The sequence below is a fragment of the Paraburkholderia sp. 32 genome (assembly GCF_050435345.1).
Classification (GTDB): Bacteria; Pseudomonadota; Gammaproteobacteria; order Burkholderiales; family Burkholderiaceae; genus Paraburkholderia; species Paraburkholderia tuberum.
The window spans coordinates 1,694,490-1,712,665 of record NZ_JBNDKD010000003.1; the positions used below are offsets into that span (position 1 = coordinate 1,694,490).

Here is an 18,176-nt window from a genome sequence, read left to right on the forward strand (position 1 = left end):
GAGGGGTTCGATATGCCCGGTGCAGATAATGCCGACGGAGTGAAGGTTGTACTGAGCGCTCCGCAACTCGCGGCCGTGCTATCCCGCCAGTCGATCAGCCAGACCGAGATGCTTTCCAACCGGCTTTGGGGCGGGTTACAGCTCGTCGGCGGCGTGCTGGAAATGGTCGGTGCGGGTGCGCTGTGCGTTTTGCCCGACCCGACGATGGCGAGCAAAGCCGGGTGTGTCGTGTTCGGGGTACATGGTTCGGACTCGGCGGCGGCGGGCCTGCGGCAGGTCTGGACTGGTCAGGATACGGCCACGCTGACCCAGCAGGGCACGACGAAACTCGCTGAAGCGATGAAGGCGAGCCCCGACATGGCGAACAATATCGGCCTGTCGCTCGATATCGCCGTGCCATTCGGCTTTGCCGGCTCGATCAAGGCGGCACGCGCTGCGCGCGTCACGATGGGCCGGATCAACCTGGACATGCATGAGGCGAAGGCGGGCAGCCGGATCGGTGGACATACGCTCTTGAAACATGTCGGACGGACCGAAGCGCAGTTGCGGGAAAGATTGGTAAATGAGCCGAAGCGGAAAATCGTGTCGTCGTTCACAAGCCGCGGGACTGCGGAATGGGCTATATCGGAAGTTATGTCTTCAAACGTAGGTAGAATCCGCACGTGGGCGCAGAATCCGACGCGAGATATTACTCTCACACTGATTAAGCACGTCGCGGGTGACGTTGGATATGGGATATCGAGGGCAACAGGAAAGCTAACGAAGATGAACAGGGTTACAGTCTTTCTAAAGTACGAACCCTATAATGGCATGTCATATTACGTGCTTACCGCTTACATTGACTGAAGGGAAACGATGTCGCCCGAACGCTACCCGGCGATGCGCCGCATATTCCACGTGTATTTTGGTCAGGATTTTGACCTGTTTGGCGAAACCATTGCTGAAATCGTGGCTTGTTACAAGAAGGACAGTCCCCACACATATTCGGATTTGATTCGTGAAATCAATTCGTTCATGGATGAGCACTCGACCGATCTGGATTCTGCGTTCGAAACAAGCTATGGAGCGGGTTTTGATCCGACACTGTGGGGACACACCACCGAGTCTTTTCTTAATGAACTTAAGCGTCTCATGAGCGAGTAACCTCGTTTTCCCCGAACCGGACGACTCCCCGCCGTCCGGTAGGTTTTTCGTGCGTTCGTTTCACCTTGGCAAGCGAACGCGCCTAACACCTTCCACGGACAGCGCCTTGCGTGCGCCGCCTGCTTATGCAATGCGTCATCGCGCGATCACGCCGCCAGCACCTCAACAATCTTGCGCTGGAACGCCTTGCCTTCGCTGTCGAACAGATGGCAATGCTCGGGCGTCGCGCCCAGCTTCTGCGTATTGCCCTTCGCATGCCGTTCGAGCGGCGGAATCCGCGCGATCAACCCATCGGGCGCGACGCTCGACTCCGCGTACAGATACGCGGCATCGCCGAGCGATTCGACCGTCATCGTGCGTGCCTCGATACCATCCTCGGTCGTGCTGACGTGCAGATGCTCGGGGCGGATGCCGACCGTCACCTTGTCGCCCTGCTTGGCCGCGCCCGGCTCGACCAACACGCGCTGCGTCTCGCCGGTCTCGTAACGCACCGAGACGCCGTCATGCGACACCGACTGCACGACGCCTTCCATGAAGTTCATCTTCGGCGAGCCGATGAAGCCGGCGACGAAGCGGTTCGCCGGCGCGTGATACAGCATCGTCGGACTGCCGACCTGCTCCAGATTGCCCGCCGACAACACGACGATCTTGTCGGCCAAAGTCATCGCCTCGACCTGGTCGTGCGTCACGTAGATCATCGTCGTCTTCAGTTCGTCGTGCAGGCGCGCGAACTCGAGGCGCATCTTCACGCGCAGCGCGGCGTCGAGATTCGACAGCGGCTCGTCGAACAGAAACACCTTCGGCTTGCGCGTGATCGCGCGGCCGATCGCGACGCGCTGACGCTGGCCACCCGACAGCTGCTTCGGCTTGCGATCGAGCAGATGGTCGATGTGCAGGATCTTCGCCGCGTTGCGCACGGCTGAGTCGATCTCCGGCTTCTTCGCGCCGGCAAGCTTCAGGCCGAACGCCATGTTGTCGTACAGCGTCATGTGCGGATACAGCGCGTACGACTGGAACACCATCGCGATGCCGCGCTTGGCCGGCGGCACGTCGTTCATGCGCACGGCGTCGATGTTCAGATCGCCGCCCGTGATGTCCTCGAGGCCCGCGATCATCCGCATCAGGGTCGATTTGCCGCAACCGCTCGGCCCGACGAACACGACGAACTCGCCATCGGCGATGTCGAGATTGATGTCGCGCATCACTTCGTTGTCGTCGTAGGCCTTTCTGATGTCGCGCAAGGTTACGCTTGCCATGATGTGTCTCCGTGTAATGCTGTTCGATGCTGCTCGTTACTTCGTGCTGCTACCTGATGCCGTGTCACGTCGCGTGCATTCGTGCGCTCATGGCGCCGCGGCCGTCGCGGAGAGCGTCCATTGCGCGACGAGGTCGGGCAACTGCCGCATGTCCTCGAACACATGACGCGCGCCCGCCGCGTGCAATCGATCGATCTGCGCATCGCTCGCATGACCGCCGCCGATAAACCCCAGCACCGCCATGCCCGCCGTGGCCGCCGCCGTGACGCCGGTCACGCTGTCCTCGACGACGAGGCACGCACCCGGCGCGAGCCCGAAGCCTTGCGCCGCCGCCAGGTACACGTCCGGCGCGGGCTTCGGATTCGGCACCGCATCGGCGCAGAACAGCCGCTCGCCGAAGAAACGCTTCAGGCCCGTGCGCGCCAGCACCGTCTCGACGTAGGGCCGGAAGCTATTGCTCGCGCAGCCTTTGACGAGCGGCACCTGGGTCAGCGCCATCTCGATGCCATCGACGGCGGGCGCCTCGATCGCCGCCGCTTCGACCGCGCGGCGGATCGCATCGATATCGTCGGCGCCGAGTTGTTTGCCGAGCTGAGTCGCGGTGTCCTGCAACACGCGCTCGATGCGCAGCCCGAGCAGCGGCAGCACGACCGGCGCGGCGTCGATGCCGGGCCAGCGCGCCTCGAGTTCGCGCACCAGCATGCGCGCGGCCACCGCTTCGCTGTCGATCAGCACGCCGTCGCAATCGCAAATCAACGCATAGCGCGCGATGCCCGGGCCAGCCGTCATTTGACGGCCCCGAACGTGAGCCCGCGCACCAACTGCTTCTGCGACAGCCAGCCGACGATCAGGATCGGCGCGACCGCCAGCAACGAAGCGGCCGACAACTTGGCCCAGAACAAACCTTCAGGACTCGAATACGACGCGATGAACACGGTCAGCGGCGCCGCGTTCGAGCTCGACAGGTTGATGCTCCAGAACGCCTCGTTCCACGCCAGGATCACGAGCAACAGCGCGGTCGACGCGAGCCCGGGCAGCGCCATCGGCATCAGCAGATAGACGATCTCCTGCCACGTCGCCGCGCCGTCGATGCGCCCGGCTTCGAGAATGTCGCGCGGAATCTCGGCGAAGTACGTGAACGCCATCCAGACCGCGATCGGCAGATTGATCAGCGTGTAGACGATGATCAGGCCCGACACGGTATCCAGAAGGCCGGTGTTTTTCCACAGCAGATAGATCGGCACCAGCACGCCGACCGACGGCATCATCTTCGTCGACAGCATCCACAGCAGCACTTTCTGCGTGCGGCGCGTCGGGAAGAACGCCATCGCGTACGCGCACGGCACCGCGAGGATCAGGCACAGCAGTGTGACGCCGACCGAGATCAGTATCGAGTTCCACGCGAACGCGAAGTAGTTGCTGCGCGCGAACACCTCGCGGAAGCTGTCGAGCGTCGGCACGAAAAACAGCGACGACGCATAGGCCTGCTGCTCGGTCTTGAACGCGGTGATTGTCATCCAGAAGATCGGGAAGAACAGCAGCAGCGCGACGAGCCACGCGATCACGCCGGGAATGCCGCGACGAATCGTGTCGAACGGCGATTTGGTCGGCACCGCGACCGGCTGCGTCGTCGATGCCGTAGTGGAGGCAACGTGGCTCATTTTTCGTACTCCCCTTTCAGGTTCTTCGCGAGCATCCGCACGAGGAAGATCGACACGATGTTGGCCAGCACGACCGCGAGAATACCGCCCGCCGAGGCGAGACCGACGTCGAACTGTTGCAGGCCCAGCGCGAAGATCAGGTACGACAGGGTGGTGGTCGCGTTGCCCGGACCGCCGCCCGTGGTCGTATAGATCTCGGCGAAGATCGACAGCAGGAAAATCGTCTCCATCATCACGACGACCGCGATCGCACGTCGCAGGTGCGGCAGCGTGATGTAGAAGAACATCGAGAACGGACCGGCGCCGTCGATCTTCGCGGCTTCCTTCTGCTCCTGATCGAGCGACTGGATCGACGTGAACAGGATCAGGAACGCGAACGGCAGCCACTGCCACGCGACGATCATGATCACCGCGGTGAGCGGATAGTCGGCGAACCAGTCGATCGGCTGCATGCCGAGCGCGCGCATGCCCTGCGCGACGAGGCCGTACACCGGGTGCAGAATCATGTTCTTCCAGATCAGCGCGCTGACCGTCGGCATCACGAAGAACGGCCCGATCGCGAGCAGGCGGGCCACGCCCTGCCCGTAGAACTTGCGATCGAACAGGATCGCCATCAGCACGCCGCCGCCCACGGTGATCACGAGCACCCATACGATCAGCTCGATCGTATGCGCGATCGACGGACCGAACGACGGATCGGTCGCGAGATAGCGGTAGTTGTCGAAGCCGGCGAAGCCGCGCAGATCGGGATTGAGCAGGTTGTAGTGCGAGAACGAGAACCAGATCGTCATCGCGAGCGGGATGACCATCCACAGCACGAGCACGCCGACCGACGGCGCCACGAGCCAGCGGGCCGAATTGGCCTTACGCTCCTCGCGTTCTTTTTCTGTCTGGGGATGGGTTTGCATCAGAGGTAGGCGCAAAGGACGCATGATGGACCACCTGTTCGGTAATGCGCGGAGCGTTCGCCGGAGCCGCGTATGTGCGACGCGGCGTGCCGTGCCTGAATGGCGCACGACACGCGCCGCATCGCATCGGGCGCAGACGAACGGCCGCCCTGCTGCATGAGCCGCATCGGTCGATGCGGCGGGCCTGCCGGGTTACTTCTGATAACCCGCCTGCTTGACCGCGCGATTCGCGGCCGCGTTGCCGGCCGCGAGTGCCTGGTCGACCGTCATCTGACCGGCGATCGCGCCGGAGATGCTCTGCCCGACCACCGTGCCGAACGACTGGAATTCGGGAATTCCGACGAACTGCACACCCGTGTACGGGACAGGCTTCAAGGTCGGATGATCCGGGTCGGCGGTCTGGATCGCCTTTAGCACGAAGTCGCCGAACGGCGCGGCCTGCTTGTACTCGGGGCGCGCGTAGGTGGACTCGCGCGTGCCCGGCGGCACCGAGGCCCAGCCCTCATCCTTCGCGACCATTTCAATGTACTCCTTCGAGGTCGACCACTCGATGAACTTCTTCGCCGCATCTTGCTGCTTCGACGACTTCGGAATCGCGAGCGCCCACGCCCACAGCCAGTGCGAGCCCTTCGGCGTGACCTCGATCGGCGCGGCCGCGAAGCCGACCTTGTCGGCGATCTGCGACTGCTGCTTGTTGTAGAGCATGCCGGCCGCGACCGTCGCGTCGATCCACATCGCGCACTTGCCCGACGACATCAGCGTCAGGTTTTCGTTGAAGCCGTTCGAGCTCGCTCCCGGAGGACCGTCCTTCCTCAGCAGATCGACGTAGAACGTTATCGCCTTCTTCCATTCCGGCGAGGTCAGCTGCGCGTTCCACTTCTCGTCGAACCAGCGGCCGCCGAAGGTGTTCACGACCGTCGTGGCGTACGCCATGTTCTCGCCCCAGCCCGCCTTGCCGCGCAGGCAGATGCCGTATTGCTCCTTGGACTTGTCGGTGAGCTTGTCGGCGAATTGGGCGATCTGGTCGTAGGTCGGCTGGTCGGGCATCTTCAGACCGGCCTTGTCGAACAGATCCTTGCGGTAATAGGTCATCGAGCTCTCGACGTAGAACGGCAGCGCGTACAGCTGGCCGTTCGCGGACAGGCCGTCGCGGGCCGTCTTCACGACGTCGTTGAGGTCATAGCTCGCCGGCAGGTTCGTGATCGGCGCGAGCCAGCCGCGCTTGCCCCATTGCGGCGTTTCATACGCGCCGATCGTCATTACGTCGAACTGGCCGCTGCCGGTCGTGATGTCGGTCGTCGCGCGCTGACGCAGCACGTTTTCCTCGAGGATCACCCAGTTCAGCTTGATGTCCGGATTCGCTTTTTCGAACGCGGGCGACAGCTTCTTCAACTCGATCATGTCCGGATTGTTCAGCGTCGCGATCGTCACCGTCGCCGCCGATGCGCTCAGCGCGAAGCAGGTGGCCGCGCCGGCACCGGCCGCCTTCAGCACGAATTTGAAAGCTGGTTTCATCGTTGTCTCCTTTCTCGTACGTTATGTGATGCTGCGTTCGTTTGACGGAATGACGCGCCGCTCAGAGCAGTCAACGTGCCCGCTCCCTGCTCTTTATTCAGCTCATCCAGTTGCCGCCGTCGACGTTCAGCGTCTGCGCGGTGATGTAGTCGGCATCGGCCGACGCGAGGAACAGCGCGGCGCCGGTCAGGTCGTCGGGCACGCCCATGCGGCCGAGCGGCACGGCCTCGCCGACGAGGCGCTTCTTCTCGCCGAGCGGCCGGTTCTCGTAGCGCGCGAACAGCGCGTCGACCTCGTTCCACATCGGCGTGTCGACGACGCCCGGCGCGATGCCGTTCACATTGATCTTATGCGGCGCGAGCGCGAGCGCCGCGGACTGCGTATAGCTCAACACCGCCGCCTTGGTCGCGCAGTAGTGCGACACGAGCGCCTCGCCGCGCCGCCCGGCCTGCGACGACATATTGATGATCTTGCCGCCGCGGCCCTGTTCGACCATCTGCCGCGCGACCGCCTGCATCAGGAAGAACATGCCCTTCACGTTGACCGCGAACAGGCGGTCGAACACGTCCCAGGATTCGTCGAGGAGCGGGCGCATGTCGAACAGCGCCGCATTGTTGAACAGGATGTCGATCTGGCCGAAGCAGCCGAGCGTGCTCGTGACGATGCGCTCGATGTCCTCGCGGCGCCGGACGTCGGCGCTGACGCTCAACACGCGCTCGCCGTAGATGCCGCGCAGCGCGCCGCCGAGGCTGTCGGTCGGCTTCACGTCGACCAGCACGCAGCGCGCGCCCTCGTCGAGATAGCGCAGGGCTACCGCTTCACCGATACCGCTGGCCGCGCCCGTCAGAATGGCGACTTTGTCCTGCAATCGTGCCACTGCCTGTCTCCGCTTCGTTTTTACATTTTGGCGCGCGGTGAGCGAACGCTCATCGCGCGAACAATTGCTCGGCTAGTGATCGAATGATCGGATACGGACCGGATCATGTCAAGGCACGCGGACGAATTTCGATGGTGCAGCGCGGCAGGAGCAAGCCCATTGCGCGATGGGTCGCCACGACGCGTTCGCTGCGTGCCGTCGTGCGAGGATTCGCACCGCTGACAAAAAATCGCGCTACGTTATATCATTTCGACCTTGCAGCCCGCTCGGGGGCCGCCATGTCAGGAGATTCACGCCGATGACTACCTCGCTCGCCGAACAGCACGCGATGCGGCTCGCGCATGCGGACGCGCACGCCGCGGCGCAGGGGCTCGCGCTGACGCCGCTGCGCCGCCAGGTGTACGCGGCGATCGTCGCGAGCGAGCGGCCGGTCGGCGCGTACGAGTTGCTCGACGCGCTCGCCCCCGAGCGCGGTCGCATGTCGCCGACCACCGTCTATCGCGCGCTCGACTTCCTCGTCGCGCACGGCTTCGTGCACCGGATCGAATCGAAGAACGCGTTCGTCGCCTGCTGCGAAATCGGCGTGCCGCATCGCAGCCAGTTCCTGATGTGCGACGGTTGCGGCGCGACTGTCGAGATTCCCGGCGACGAACTCGCCGACCGCCTGTCGCACAGCGCACCCGCGCATGGCTTCGAGGTGCATCGTCAGGTGATCGAGCTAAGTGGACTGTGCGGGCCATGTGCGCGAGCGGCGAAGCCTGGCGGCGCCGGCGGCGCAGCAGGCACTTCGTCGTGATCAGAGGCGCGGCGCCGCGCTAAGCACCACCCCGTGCCACCCCGTATTTGGCCTTGCCACCGCGAGTGGCTGATTCAACTCTCACCCAGCAGGAAACAACGATGAAAACAATCGGCTTGATGTTGTCCAGAGCGCACCGCGCGCTGAAGCGTTCGACGTCTGTGCGCACCCATCTGTGCACCTGCCTGCTCGCGATCGCGGCGCTCGGCTTCGGCCACAACGCGTTCGCCGCCGACGCGAAAATTCCGGTCGTCGCCGCGGAGAACTTTTATGGCGACGTGGTCCGGCAACTCGGCGGCGATCGGGTCGACGTGACCAGCATCCTCAGCAACCCGGACCAGGACCCGCATCTGTTCGAAGCGAGCCCGGCCACCGCGCGCGCGTTGCAGCACGCGAGCCTCGTCGTCTACAACGGCGCCGACTACGATCCGTGGATGGTGAAGCTGCTGGCCGCCTCGAAAGGCGCGCATCGCACGGTGATCGTCGCGGCCGACCTCGTCGGCAAAAAAGGCGGCGACAATCCGCACCTGTGGTACGACCCGGCGACGATGCCGAAAGTCGCGCGCGCGGTCTGCGACGCACTCGGCGCTGCTGACCCGGCGCACAAGCCGGCGTACGATGCGAACCTCGCGAAGTTTCTCGATTCGCTGAAGCCGATCGACGCGAAGGTCGCCGAGCTGCACGGCCGCTATGCGGGCTTGCCGGTCACGGCGACGGAGCCGGTGTTCGGCTATATGTCTGACGCGATTGGCCTCGCCATGCGCAACCAGCGCTTCCAGCTCGCCACGATGAACGACACCGAAGCGAGCGCGGCCGATATCGCCGCGTTCGAACGCGATCTGCGTGAGCGGCGCGTGCGCGTGCTGATCTATAACAGCCAGGCCACCGAGGCGCTGACCAAACGCATGCTGAAGCTCGCGCAACAATCGAAGGTACCGACGATGAGCGTCACCGAAACCCTGCCGCCCGGCAAGACCTATCAGACGTGGATGCTGACGCAGCTCGATGCGTTGCAGAAAGCGCTCGCGGCGGGTGACACGAACGGCGCGATCGGCGCGACCAGCGCGAGCGCGAAAGGCAAGGCTCCATGATTCCGACTGGCCATCAAACGCCAGCAGGTGCGCAATCAGGCGCACCCACCGCGCGCGGCGACCGGCCCGTGCTCGAACTCGACAACGTGACGCTCGATCTGGGCGGCCGCACGATCCTGCGCGACACCAGCTTCGTCGTGAACCAGGGCGAGTTCATCGGCGTGCTCGGGCCCAACGGCGCGGGCAAGACGACGCTGATGCGCGCGGTGCTCGGCCTCGTGCCGGCCGCGGGCGGCGCGATCCGCGTGCTCGGGCAGACGGTCGAGCGCGGCAACGCGTCGATCGGCTATATGCCGCAGACGCGCAGCGCGCTCGCCGGCCGTCGCGTGCGCGGCCGCGATCTGGTCGCGATGGCAGCCGATGGTCATCGCTGGGGCTTGCCGCATGCGGATGCAAAAACGCGCGCGGACGTCGATCGGGTGCTCGAGCTCGTCGGCGGGACGACTCTGTCGAAGCGGCCACTGTCGGAGTTGTCGGGCGGCGAACGGCAGCGGCTCCTGCTCGCGCAATGCCTGCTCGGCAATCCGAAACTGCTGCTGCTCGATGAACCGTTGATCAGTCTCGATCCGCATCACCAGAAGAGCGTCGTCGAACTGGTGCGGCGCGTGCAGCAGGAGCTCGGCATCGCGGTGCTGTTCTCCGCGCACGAACTCAATCCGCTGCTGAACTCGATCGATCGCGTGCTGTATCTCGGCAGCGGCGTCGCGGCGCTCGGCACCGTCGACGAAGTGATCACACGGCCGGTGCTGTCGCGTCTGTACGGCTCGCCGATCGACGTGATGCGCGTGAACGGCCGCATCTTCGTGATGTCGGGCGGCGTCGAAGTCGAGAAGCACGATCACGGGCACGAACACGACGAGGACGGCGGACATACGCATTCTCACGGCCACTCACACAGTCGCCCAGACCCGCACGACTCACGCGACGGACACACGCACGATGTTTGAATACGATTTCATGGTGAACGCCTTCGCGGCCTCGGGGATCGTCGCGGTGCTGGCAGGCGTGGTCGGCTATTTTCTCGTGATGCGCGGACAGACGTTCGCGGGCCACGCGCTGTCGCACGTCGGCTTCACCGGCGCGACCGGCGCGGTGCTGATCGGCATCTCGCCTATCTGGGGGATGATCGGCTTCACGCTCGCGGCCGGTGTGGGCATGGGCGCGCTCGGCGAACGGCTCGCCGGCCGCGACGTCGCGATCGGCGTAATCCTTTCCTTGTCGCTCGGCTTTGGGCTGCTGTTTCTGCATTTCTTCACCGCCTACGCGACGCAGGTGACGGCGCTGCTGTTTGGCAACGTGCTCGGCGTCAATGCAGCGACGCTCGGTGTGCTCGCGGCGTTGGGCGTCGTCAGTCTGGCCGCGCTCGCGGCCATCATGCGGCCGCTGCTGTTCGCGTCGCTGCAACCGGAGCTGGCCGAAGCGAAGGGCGTATCGCTGCGCCGCGTGTCGGTGCTGTTTCTCGCGATCGCCGCGCTGGCCGTCGCCGCTTGCACGCAGATCGTCGGCGTGCTGCTCGTGTTCACGCTGATGGTGGGGCCGGCCGCCGCCGCGCAGAACCTGAGCACGCGGCTGTCGACGGGTCTCGTGCTCGCGGCCGTGTTCGCGCTTGCGCAGGCGTGGCTCGGGCTGACGCTCGCGTTCTATACCGATTGCCCGACGAGCTTCTGGATCACCGCGCTGTCGGCGGTGGTGTATGGCGGGAGTCTGTTGAAGCGGCATTGAGCGGCGCTTACGCCGATCAAATGAAAAAACGGCGGCACATGAAGTGCCGCCGTTTTTTTTGCCCCGCGTTTTACGACGTTGTTCAGCCGAGCAATACCTTCGCGTGATGCGCGAGATGATCCTCGACGAACGTCGAGATGAAGTAGTAGCCGTGGTCGTAACCCGCATGCCGGCGCAACGTCAGTGGCTGACCCGCGGCCTTGCACGCCGCTTCGAATACGTCGGGATTGAGCTGCGTGGGCAGGAACTGATCCGCGAGCCCCTGATCGACGAGAATCCCTTCCGCGAACTTGTGCGTCGCGTGCGAAACCAGCTCGCTCGCGTCGTACTGCTTCCACGCTTCACGGTTCTCGCCGAGATAACCGCTAAACGCCTTTTCGCCCCAGGGACAACGCATCGGCGCCGCGATCGGCGCGAACGCCGACACCGACCGATAAATGTCCGGATTGCGCAGCGCGAGCATCAGCGCGCCGTGGCCGCCCATCGAATGACCGAAGACGCCGAGACGCGCGCCATCGATCGGCAGGTTGGCAAGCGCCGTTTCGCGCAGCTCGTCGCGCACGTACGAGTACATGCGGTAGTTCCGCGCCCACGGCTGCTCGGTCGCGTCGACATAAAAGCCCGCGCCGACGCCGAAGTCCCACGCATCGCTCTCGCCTGGCACGCCCGCGCCGCGAGGGCTCGTATCCGGCGCGATCAGCGCGATGCCGTGCCGGGCCGCGAAGCGCTGCGCGCCGGCCTTGATCGCGAACGTCTCTTCGGTGCAGGTCAGCCCCGCTAGGCAGAACAGCGCGGGCACCTTCGCATTGCCCTGCAACGCCTGCGGCGGCAGATAGACCGAAAAGCGCATCGGCAGACCGACGGTGCGCGACTCGTGCCGGTAAAAGCGCTGCTCGCCGCCGTGGCAGGCGTGCGACGATAGTAGTTCGAGCATCGCGACGCTCCTCGCTTAGTAGAGCACGACCGAGCGGATCGACTCGCCCTTCTTCATCAGCTCGAAGCCCTCGTTGATGCGCTCGAGCGGCAGACGGTGCGTAATCAGATCGTCGATATTGATCTTGCCTTCCATGTACCAGTCGACGATCTTCGGCACGTCGGTGCGGCCTCGCGCGCCGCCGAACGCCGAGCCCTTCCACTCGCGGCCCGTCACCAGCTGGAACGGCCGCGTGCTGATCTCCTCGCCCGCCGCCGCGACGCCGATGATGAACGACTGCCCCCAACCCTTGTGCGTGCATTCGAGCGCCTGGCGCATCACCTTCACGTTGCCGATGCATTCGAACGAGTAGTCGGCGCCGCCGTCGGTCAGCTGCACGATGTGATCGACGACGTTCTCGACTTCGTTCGGGTTGATGAAGTGCGTCATGCCGAACTTCTTCGCGAGTTCGACGCGGCCCGGGTTGAGATCGACACCGATGATCTTGTCCGCGCCGACCATCTTCGCGCCTTGAATCACGTTCAGCCCGATACCGCCGAGCCCGAACACCACCACGTTCGCACCCGCCTCGACCTTCGCCGAATACACGACCGCGCCGACGCCGGTCGTCACGCCGCAGCCGATGTAGCAGATCTTGTCGAACGGCGCGTCTTCACGCACCTTCGCGACCGCGATCTCCGGCACGACGATGTAGTTCGAGAACGTCGACGTGCCCATGTAGTGAAACAGCGGCTTGCCATCGAGCGAGAAGCGCGAGGTCGCGTCGGGCATCAGGCCTTTGCCCTGCGTCGCGCGGATCGCCTGGCAGAGATTCGTTTTGCGCGACAGGCAGAACTTGCACTGACGGCATTCGGGCGTGTAGAGCGGAATCACGTGATCGCCCTTCTTCAGCGCGCCGACGCCCGGCCCGACATCGACGATCACGCCCGCGCCTTCGTGGCCGAGAATCGCCGGGAAGATGCCTTCGGGATCGGCGCCCGACAGCGTGTAGTAGTCGGTGTGGCAGATGCCCGTCGCCTTCACTTCGATCAGGACTTCACCGGCGCGCGGACCTTCGAGATCGACTTCCTCGATCGTCAACGGGGCGCCGGCTTTCCATGCGATTGCTGCTTTGGTCTTCATCGTCAATGCTCCTGTGAGTCCGTGAGTCCGTGAATGCGTGAATGCGTGAATGCGAAATGGCATCGCGTGCCGGCGACTGCGTGGCGCGCGAAAAGCGTCATGGTATTGCATAGTGCGTGAAGGCTGCCTCGCCGATGGCTGCGCTCGGCACCGTGTTCAACGCCGTCGCTGTCACTGCGCTTCGCACCGCGCGCTACCACCGAACCACGGCTCGACCCGGACATACAGATCGACGAAGCGCGCATAGCGTTCAGCAAGCGCCGCATCGCCGCGTGGACCCGCGACGCGCGTCGCGCCCGGCGCGAGCGCGGCGAGATCGCGCGTCTGCCAGTGGCCGCACGCGAGACCGCCGAGGATCGCCGCGCCGCGCGGCGCCGCGTTCGGGCAATCGACCGCATGCAGGTCGACGTCGAGCGCATCGGCGAGCAGTTGTCGCCAGCGCGCATCGACGGAGCCGCCGCCCGCGAGCTTGAGCGCCGTCACCGGCGCGCCGCTCGCGCGAATCGCGTCGAGCCCCGCGCGCAACGAGAACGCGACGCCCTCGAACGCGGCACGCATCATCGCGCCGCGCGTATGCTCGAGCGACAAACCGAGCCAGCCGCCGCGCGCCTGCGGGTTCAGCCACGGCGTGCGCTCGCCGGTCAGGTACGGCAGGAAGCTCAGCGTCGACGCCGCTTCAGCGGCGGCATGAGCGCTTGCATCAGCCGCATCGTCAAATGCCTCTCGGTAAGCCTCCGCCCACCCAAACGACAGCCACCCGCGCACCCGCTCCAGCGCGATGCCGACGTTCTGCATCGCCGCCATCCGATACCAGTGATCGCTCGCCGCGCGATAGCGATGCAAGCCCTTTAGCGGCGCAGGCTCGTCGTTCGCGAGCACGACGATCTGTCCGCCGGTGCCGGTCGTCAGCAGCGCGTCGCCATCACGCACGAGTCCGCTGCCGAGCGCCGCGCACGGCGTATCCGCGGCGCCGGTTGCGAGCACGATACCGGCCCGTAAGCCAAGTGCCTGCGCGGCCTGCTGCGACAGCGCGCCCGCCGCCGCATACGACAGCGCCACAGGCGCGAACCACTCGGGCGGAATCTCGAGGCGTTGCAGCAGCGCCGTGTCCCACGCGCCGGCGGGATCGGCGAGCGCGGTCGCGCACGCGTCGGACGCATCGGTCACGCACGCGCCGCCGAGCGCGACGCGCAGCCAGTCCTTCGGCTGCAGCGCCCAGCGCGTGCGGCGCGCGGCATCTGGCTCTTGCAGCACGAGCCAGCGCAGCAGCGGTCCGGCCATGCCGGGCGCGACCGGATTCGGTTGCGGCTCGGGCCACGCGTCGAGCATGGCGAGCGCGCGCGAGTCCGGCCACAGCATGGCGCGCCGCACCGCTGCGCCGTTTGCATCGAGCAGCACGACGCCGTGCATCTGGCCAGAGAAGCCAATCGCGCGCACGCCGTCACGCAGCTCGCGCGGCAGGCCCGCCATCGCATGGACGAGCGCGTTCCACCACGTCTCGACGTCGATTTCGGCCCAACCCGCGTGCGGCGTAACGAGCGCATAAGCGACGCTCGATACCGCCTGCTCGCGTCCATGTTCGTCGACGATTGCCGCTTTCAGGGAGCCGGTGCCGAGATCGATGCCGAGAAAACTCATGAGCGCAGGGACGTTGAAACGAGGTGAAGAAGGAGCCAGCGAGACTGGCGACGAAGTGGGAAAGCGAAGCTCAAAGGCGAAGCTGCACAGACGCCGCGAACGTTGAACAAACGGCTCGGAAAACACGCGAAAAAAAACCATTCGCGGGTTAACCCCGCCGTGCTGCGAGCGTCATCAAAACAGGACTATGCGTGAAGCGTGATACACGTCATTGATTCTCACACATATCCCCTCGCGCGACGAACCCGCGCCGCGCACGCCATGCACCGCCCGCGGCCCCCACTGCATAGGGTTCTCTGGCGTCCGGCGGCCGATCCGTCCCACTCGTGGCTTTAATTTGCCTTTCAAAACAGGTCTCTGCATATCGCCGCCGGGAATGCCGGAATAGCCACGTATGGTCTTGTTGCGACTTTTCGTCCCCGATACCTTGGAGTCATCCCAAAACGAGATGGTGGAGACAGACGATATGCAAGCGAACACGGTTCACCCGTGCGACGAGCGCCTACCGGCGGGCCAGTTGCTCACTCTCGGCATCCAGCACGTGCTGGTCATGTACGCTGGCGCGGTCGCGGTGCCGCTGATCATCGGCGCGGCGCTGAAGCTGCCGAAAGACCAGGTCGCCTTCCTGATCAGCGCCGATCTGTTTTCCTGCGGCATCGCCACGCTGATCCAGACGCTCGGACTGTGGATCTTCGGCATCCGCCTGCCCGTCATCATGGGCTGCACGTTCGCGGCCGTCGGCCCGATGGTCGCGATCGGCACCAATCCTTCGCTCGGCATCCTCGACATCTTCGGCTCGACGATCGCGGCCGGCGTGATCGGCATTCTGCTCGCGCCCGCGGTCGGCAAGCTGTTGCGCTTCTTCCCGCCGGTCGTGATCGGCGTCGTGATTTCGGTGATCGGCCTGTCGCTGATGGAGGTCGGCATCAACTGGGCGGCCGGCGGTGTCGGCAATCCCGACTACGGCAATCCGGTCTATCTCGGCCTGGCGCTGCTCGTGCTGACGCTGATCCTGCTGATCAACAAGTTTGCCAGGGGGTTCGTCGCCAATATCTCGGTGCTGCTCGGCATCGTCGCGGGCTTTGCGATCGCGCTGATGCTCGGCCGCGTCAACCTGGACGGCGTCATGCACGCGCCGTGGGTCGGCTTCGTGATGCCGTTCCACTTCGGTCTGCCGCACTTCGATGCGCTGTCGATCGCGACGATGGTCACCGTGATGTTCGTCACGTTCATCGAATCGACCGGCATGTTTCTCGCGGTCGGCGACATGGTCGATCGTCCGGTCGATCAGAAAACGCTGGTGCGTGGCTTGCGCGTCGACGGTCTCGGCACGCTGATCGGTGGCATCTTCAACTCGTTCCCGCATACGTCGTTCTCGCAGAACGTCGGGTTGATCGGCGTGACCGGCGTGAAGAGCCGCTTCGTGTGCGCGATGGGCGGCGTGATCCTCGTGCTGCTCGGCCTCTTCCCGAAGATGGCGCAGGTGGTCGCGTCGGTGCCGGCGTTCGTGCTCGGCGGCGCGGGCATCGTGATGTTCGGCATGGTCGCGGCGAACGGCATCAAGGTGCTGTCGCGCGTCGACTTCGTGAGGAATCAGCACAACCTCTTCATCGTCGCGGTCAGCATCGGGCTCGGCCTCGTGCCGGTCGTCTCGCCGCACTTCTTCTCGCAACTGCCGCCGGCGTTGTCGCCGCTGCTACATAGCGGGATTCTGCTCGCGTCGGTGTCGGCGGTCGCGCTGAACCTGATCTTCAACGGCGTGAAGAGCGAGAAGAAGGCGAAGAGCGAGCTTCGCCGCGCCGGGCACGATCTCGACGCCAGCGCGGGCGGCGCACCGCAGAGCAACGAGATGCTGCGGGCGGCGGATCTGCATTGAGCTTTTGATGCATCGATGATGCGGCGAGCGACACCGAACGCCGCGAATCAACAAAAACGCCACGGCATGCCGTGGCGTTTTTGCTTTACTTCAGCGGTTCGTCGAGCCGCAGCGCTTAGCCTGCCGTCGCCGCCGAAGCCGCGACCGGTGCGCTCGCCGCACCGTAGTCGACCGGCGCGTCGGCGGGACGCGGCTGGTCGCCGTTGTGCTCGATCCAGCCGCCGCCGAGCGCCTGGTACAGCGTGACCAGGTTCTGCAGACGTTCCATGCGCGCGGTGACCAGCGCCTGCTGAGCCACGTACAACGAGGTCTGCGCGGTCAGCACCGAAAGATAGCTGTCGACACCGTTCGTATAACGGAGGGTCGACAGATCCAGCCGGCGCTGCTCGGCCGCGACATCCCGCTCGAGCGCCGCGATCTGCTCGTCGTACGTGCCGCGCGCGGCCAGTCCGTCCGCCACTTCGCGGAAGGCCGTCTGGATCGCCTTTTCATACGTGGCGATCTGCACGTTCTTCTCGATGTTGGCGAGATCGAGGTTGGCCATGTTCTGACCGCCCTCGAAGATCGGCAGCGTGATCGACGGTGCGAAGCTCCACGCCGCCGAACCCGGCTTGAACAGCCCGCCGAGCGTCGGGCTCAGCGTGCCGGCGCTGCCGGTCAGCGTGACCTTGGGGAAGAACGCGGCGCGCGCCGCGCCGATGTTCGCGTTGGCCGCGAGCAGATTTTCCTCGGCCTCCATGATGTCGGGACGGCGCGTCAGCAGATCGGACGGCAGGCCCGCCGGAATATCCGTGAGCAGGCTCTGGTCGCTCAGCGGCAGGCCTGGCGCAAGATCAGCCGGCAACGGCTCGCCGATCAGCAGCACCAGCGCGTTGTCAGCCTGAGCCCGCAAACGCATCTGCGCCTGCAGGTCCGCGCTCGCGGTTTCGACAACCGTTTGCGACTGGCGCAGATCGAGTTCCGAACCGGTGCCGTTGTCGAACTGCAGCTTGGTGATCCGAAACGACTCCTGCGCCGTCTTCAGCGTGTTCTGCGTGACCTTCAGCAGATCGTCCAGTTCCAGCACCGTCATGTACTGGTTCGCCACCTGCGACACCAGCGCGATTTCCGCGGACTTGCGCGCCTGCGCGGTGCCGAGGTACGTGGCCAACGCCTGATCCTTCAGGCTCTGCACGCGCCCGAAGAAGTCGATTTCCCACGACGCGTTCAAGCCCACCGAATACGTGTTGCTAATCGTCGGGCCGTTGGGCAACGCCAGCAGATCGCGCGGCGTGCGCTGCCGGCTTTGCGAAGCCGCGGCGTCGAGCGTCGGGAACAGGCCCGCGCGCACGATACGGTACTGCGCCGCCGACGCCTGCATGTTCAGCACCGACACACGCAGATCACGGTTGTTCTTCAGCGCGATTTCGATCAGCTGCTGCAGACGCGGATCGACGAAGAAGTCGCGCCAGCCGATGTCGCCGGCAGCCAGGCCGTTCGCGCCGCGCGCGCCCTGCGCGCCCGGCTGCTGGTCGTACACGCCGCCCGTCGGGAAAGTCGCCGTCACGGGCGCGGCGGGCCGCTGGTAGTGCGGCGCCAGCGTGCAACCCGCGGCGAGCAGCGCGACCGCCACTGCAATCAAAGAGTGTTTTTGCATC

Annotated in this window: 17 protein-coding genes; 7 read left to right on the top strand and 10 right to left on the bottom strand. The window is 65.0% G+C overall.

Annotated features, from left to right (window positions below):
- Positions 1-12: 12 nt before the first annotated feature.
- Positions 13-846, top strand: a complete 834-nt coding sequence (locus OKW26_RS30520; RefSeq protein WP_184058612.1) for an RNase A-like domain-containing protein — start codon at positions 13-15, stop codon at positions 844-846.
- Positions 847-855: 9 nt separating this feature from the next.
- The gene (locus OKW26_RS30525; protein ID WP_184058273.1) at positions 856-1,143 is read left to right on the top strand and encodes a contact-dependent growth inhibition system immunity protein; all 288 of its coding nucleotides are present in this window, start codon (positions 856-858) and stop codon (positions 1,141-1,143) included.
- A 146-nt stretch (positions 1,144-1,289) separates the two neighbouring features.
- On the opposite strand, the gene OKW26_RS30530 is transcribed toward OKW26_RS30525, so the two are convergent.
- The 6 genes from OKW26_RS30530 to OKW26_RS30555 all read right to left on the bottom strand — a co-directional run bounded on the left by OKW26_RS30530 (position 1,290) and on the right by OKW26_RS30555 (position 7,360).
- The gene (locus tag OKW26_RS30530) at positions 1,290-2,399 is read right to left on the bottom strand and encodes an ABC transporter ATP-binding protein (protein ID WP_184058275.1); all 1,110 of its coding nucleotides are present in this window, start codon (positions 2,397-2,399) and stop codon (positions 1,290-1,292) included.
- Between the two features lie 87 nt (positions 2,400-2,486).
- Positions 2,487-3,188, bottom strand: coding sequence for an HAD family hydrolase (locus OKW26_RS30535; RefSeq protein WP_184058277.1), 702 nt, complete (start codon positions 3,186-3,188; stop codon positions 2,487-2,489).
- Entirely contained in the window at positions 3,185-4,060 is an 876-nt protein-coding gene (locus OKW26_RS30540) for a carbohydrate ABC transporter permease (protein ID WP_184058279.1), read from the bottom strand. Before OKW26_RS30540 ends, OKW26_RS30535 begins: the two co-directional genes overlap by 4 nt.
- Complete coding sequence (locus tag OKW26_RS30545) at positions 4,057-4,992, bottom strand: carbohydrate ABC transporter permease (protein ID WP_026226016.1); 936 nt, start codon at positions 4,990-4,992, stop codon at positions 4,057-4,059. Before OKW26_RS30545 ends, OKW26_RS30540 begins: the two co-directional genes overlap by 4 nt.
- A gap of 168 nt (positions 4,993-5,160) precedes the next feature.
- A complete protein-coding gene (locus OKW26_RS30550; RefSeq protein WP_184058281.1) occupies positions 5,161-6,483 on the bottom strand; it encodes an ABC transporter substrate-binding protein in 1,323 nt (440 codons plus the stop codon).
- Positions 6,484-6,580: 97 nt separating this feature from the next.
- Entirely contained in the window at positions 6,581-7,360 is a 780-nt protein-coding gene (locus OKW26_RS30555) for an L-iditol 2-dehydrogenase (protein ID WP_184006440.1), read from the bottom strand.
- Between the two features lie 298 nt (positions 7,361-7,658).
- Here OKW26_RS30555 and OKW26_RS30560 point away from each other — a divergent pair, with 298 nt between their 5' ends.
- From OKW26_RS30560 to OKW26_RS30575, 4 genes are all read left to right on the top strand, one after another.
- Positions 7,659-8,156: a Fur family transcriptional regulator gene (locus OKW26_RS30560; RefSeq protein WP_429356087.1), complete on the top strand. Its 498-nt coding sequence runs from the start codon at positions 7,659-7,661 to the stop codon at positions 8,154-8,156.
- A 101-nt stretch (positions 8,157-8,257) separates the two neighbouring features.
- A complete protein-coding gene (locus OKW26_RS30565) occupies positions 8,258-9,247 on the top strand; it encodes a metal ABC transporter solute-binding protein (RefSeq protein WP_429356088.1) in 990 nt (329 codons plus the stop codon).
- On the top strand, positions 9,244-10,194 hold the full coding sequence (locus OKW26_RS30570; RefSeq protein WP_429356089.1) for an ABC transporter ATP-binding protein: 951 nt from the start codon (positions 9,244-9,246) through the stop codon (positions 10,192-10,194). The genes OKW26_RS30565 and OKW26_RS30570 overlap by 4 nt, the downstream gene beginning before the upstream one ends.
- A complete protein-coding gene (locus OKW26_RS30575) occupies positions 10,187-10,969 on the top strand; it encodes a metal ABC transporter permease (protein WP_090801692.1) in 783 nt (260 codons plus the stop codon). Before OKW26_RS30570 ends, OKW26_RS30575 begins: the two co-directional genes overlap by 8 nt.
- An 82-nt stretch (positions 10,970-11,051) precedes the next feature.
- Here OKW26_RS30575 and fghA read toward each other — a convergent pair whose 3' ends face one another.
- From fghA to OKW26_RS30590, 3 genes are all read right to left on the bottom strand, one after another.
- Entirely contained in the window at positions 11,052-11,903 is an 852-nt protein-coding gene (fghA, locus tag OKW26_RS30580; RefSeq protein ID WP_429356090.1) for an S-formylglutathione hydrolase, read from the bottom strand.
- Positions 11,904-11,918: 15 nt separating this feature from the next.
- Entirely contained in the window at positions 11,919-13,025 is a 1,107-nt protein-coding gene (locus tag OKW26_RS30585; RefSeq protein ID WP_429335266.1) for an S-(hydroxymethyl)glutathione dehydrogenase/class III alcohol dehydrogenase, read from the bottom strand.
- 171 nt (positions 13,026-13,196) lie between these two features.
- Positions 13,197-14,663 carry a xylulokinase gene (locus OKW26_RS30590; RefSeq protein ID WP_429356091.1) on the bottom strand — a complete coding sequence of 489 codons (1,467 nt, stop codon included), beginning with the start codon at positions 14,661-14,663 and terminating at the stop codon, positions 13,197-13,199.
- 466 nt (positions 14,664-15,129) lie between these two features.
- Between OKW26_RS30590 and OKW26_RS30595 the strand changes: the two genes are divergently transcribed.
- Positions 15,130-16,539, top strand: coding sequence for a nucleobase:cation symporter-2 family protein (locus tag OKW26_RS30595; RefSeq protein WP_429356092.1), 1,410 nt, complete (start codon positions 15,130-15,132; stop codon positions 16,537-16,539).
- Positions 16,540-16,654: 115 nt separating this feature from the next.
- Here OKW26_RS30595 and OKW26_RS30600 read toward each other — a convergent pair whose 3' ends face one another.
- On the bottom strand, positions 16,655-18,175 hold the full coding sequence (locus OKW26_RS30600; protein WP_184058296.1) for an efflux transporter outer membrane subunit: 1,521 nt from the start codon (positions 18,173-18,175) through the stop codon (positions 16,655-16,657).
- Position 18,176 lies beyond the last annotated feature (1 nt).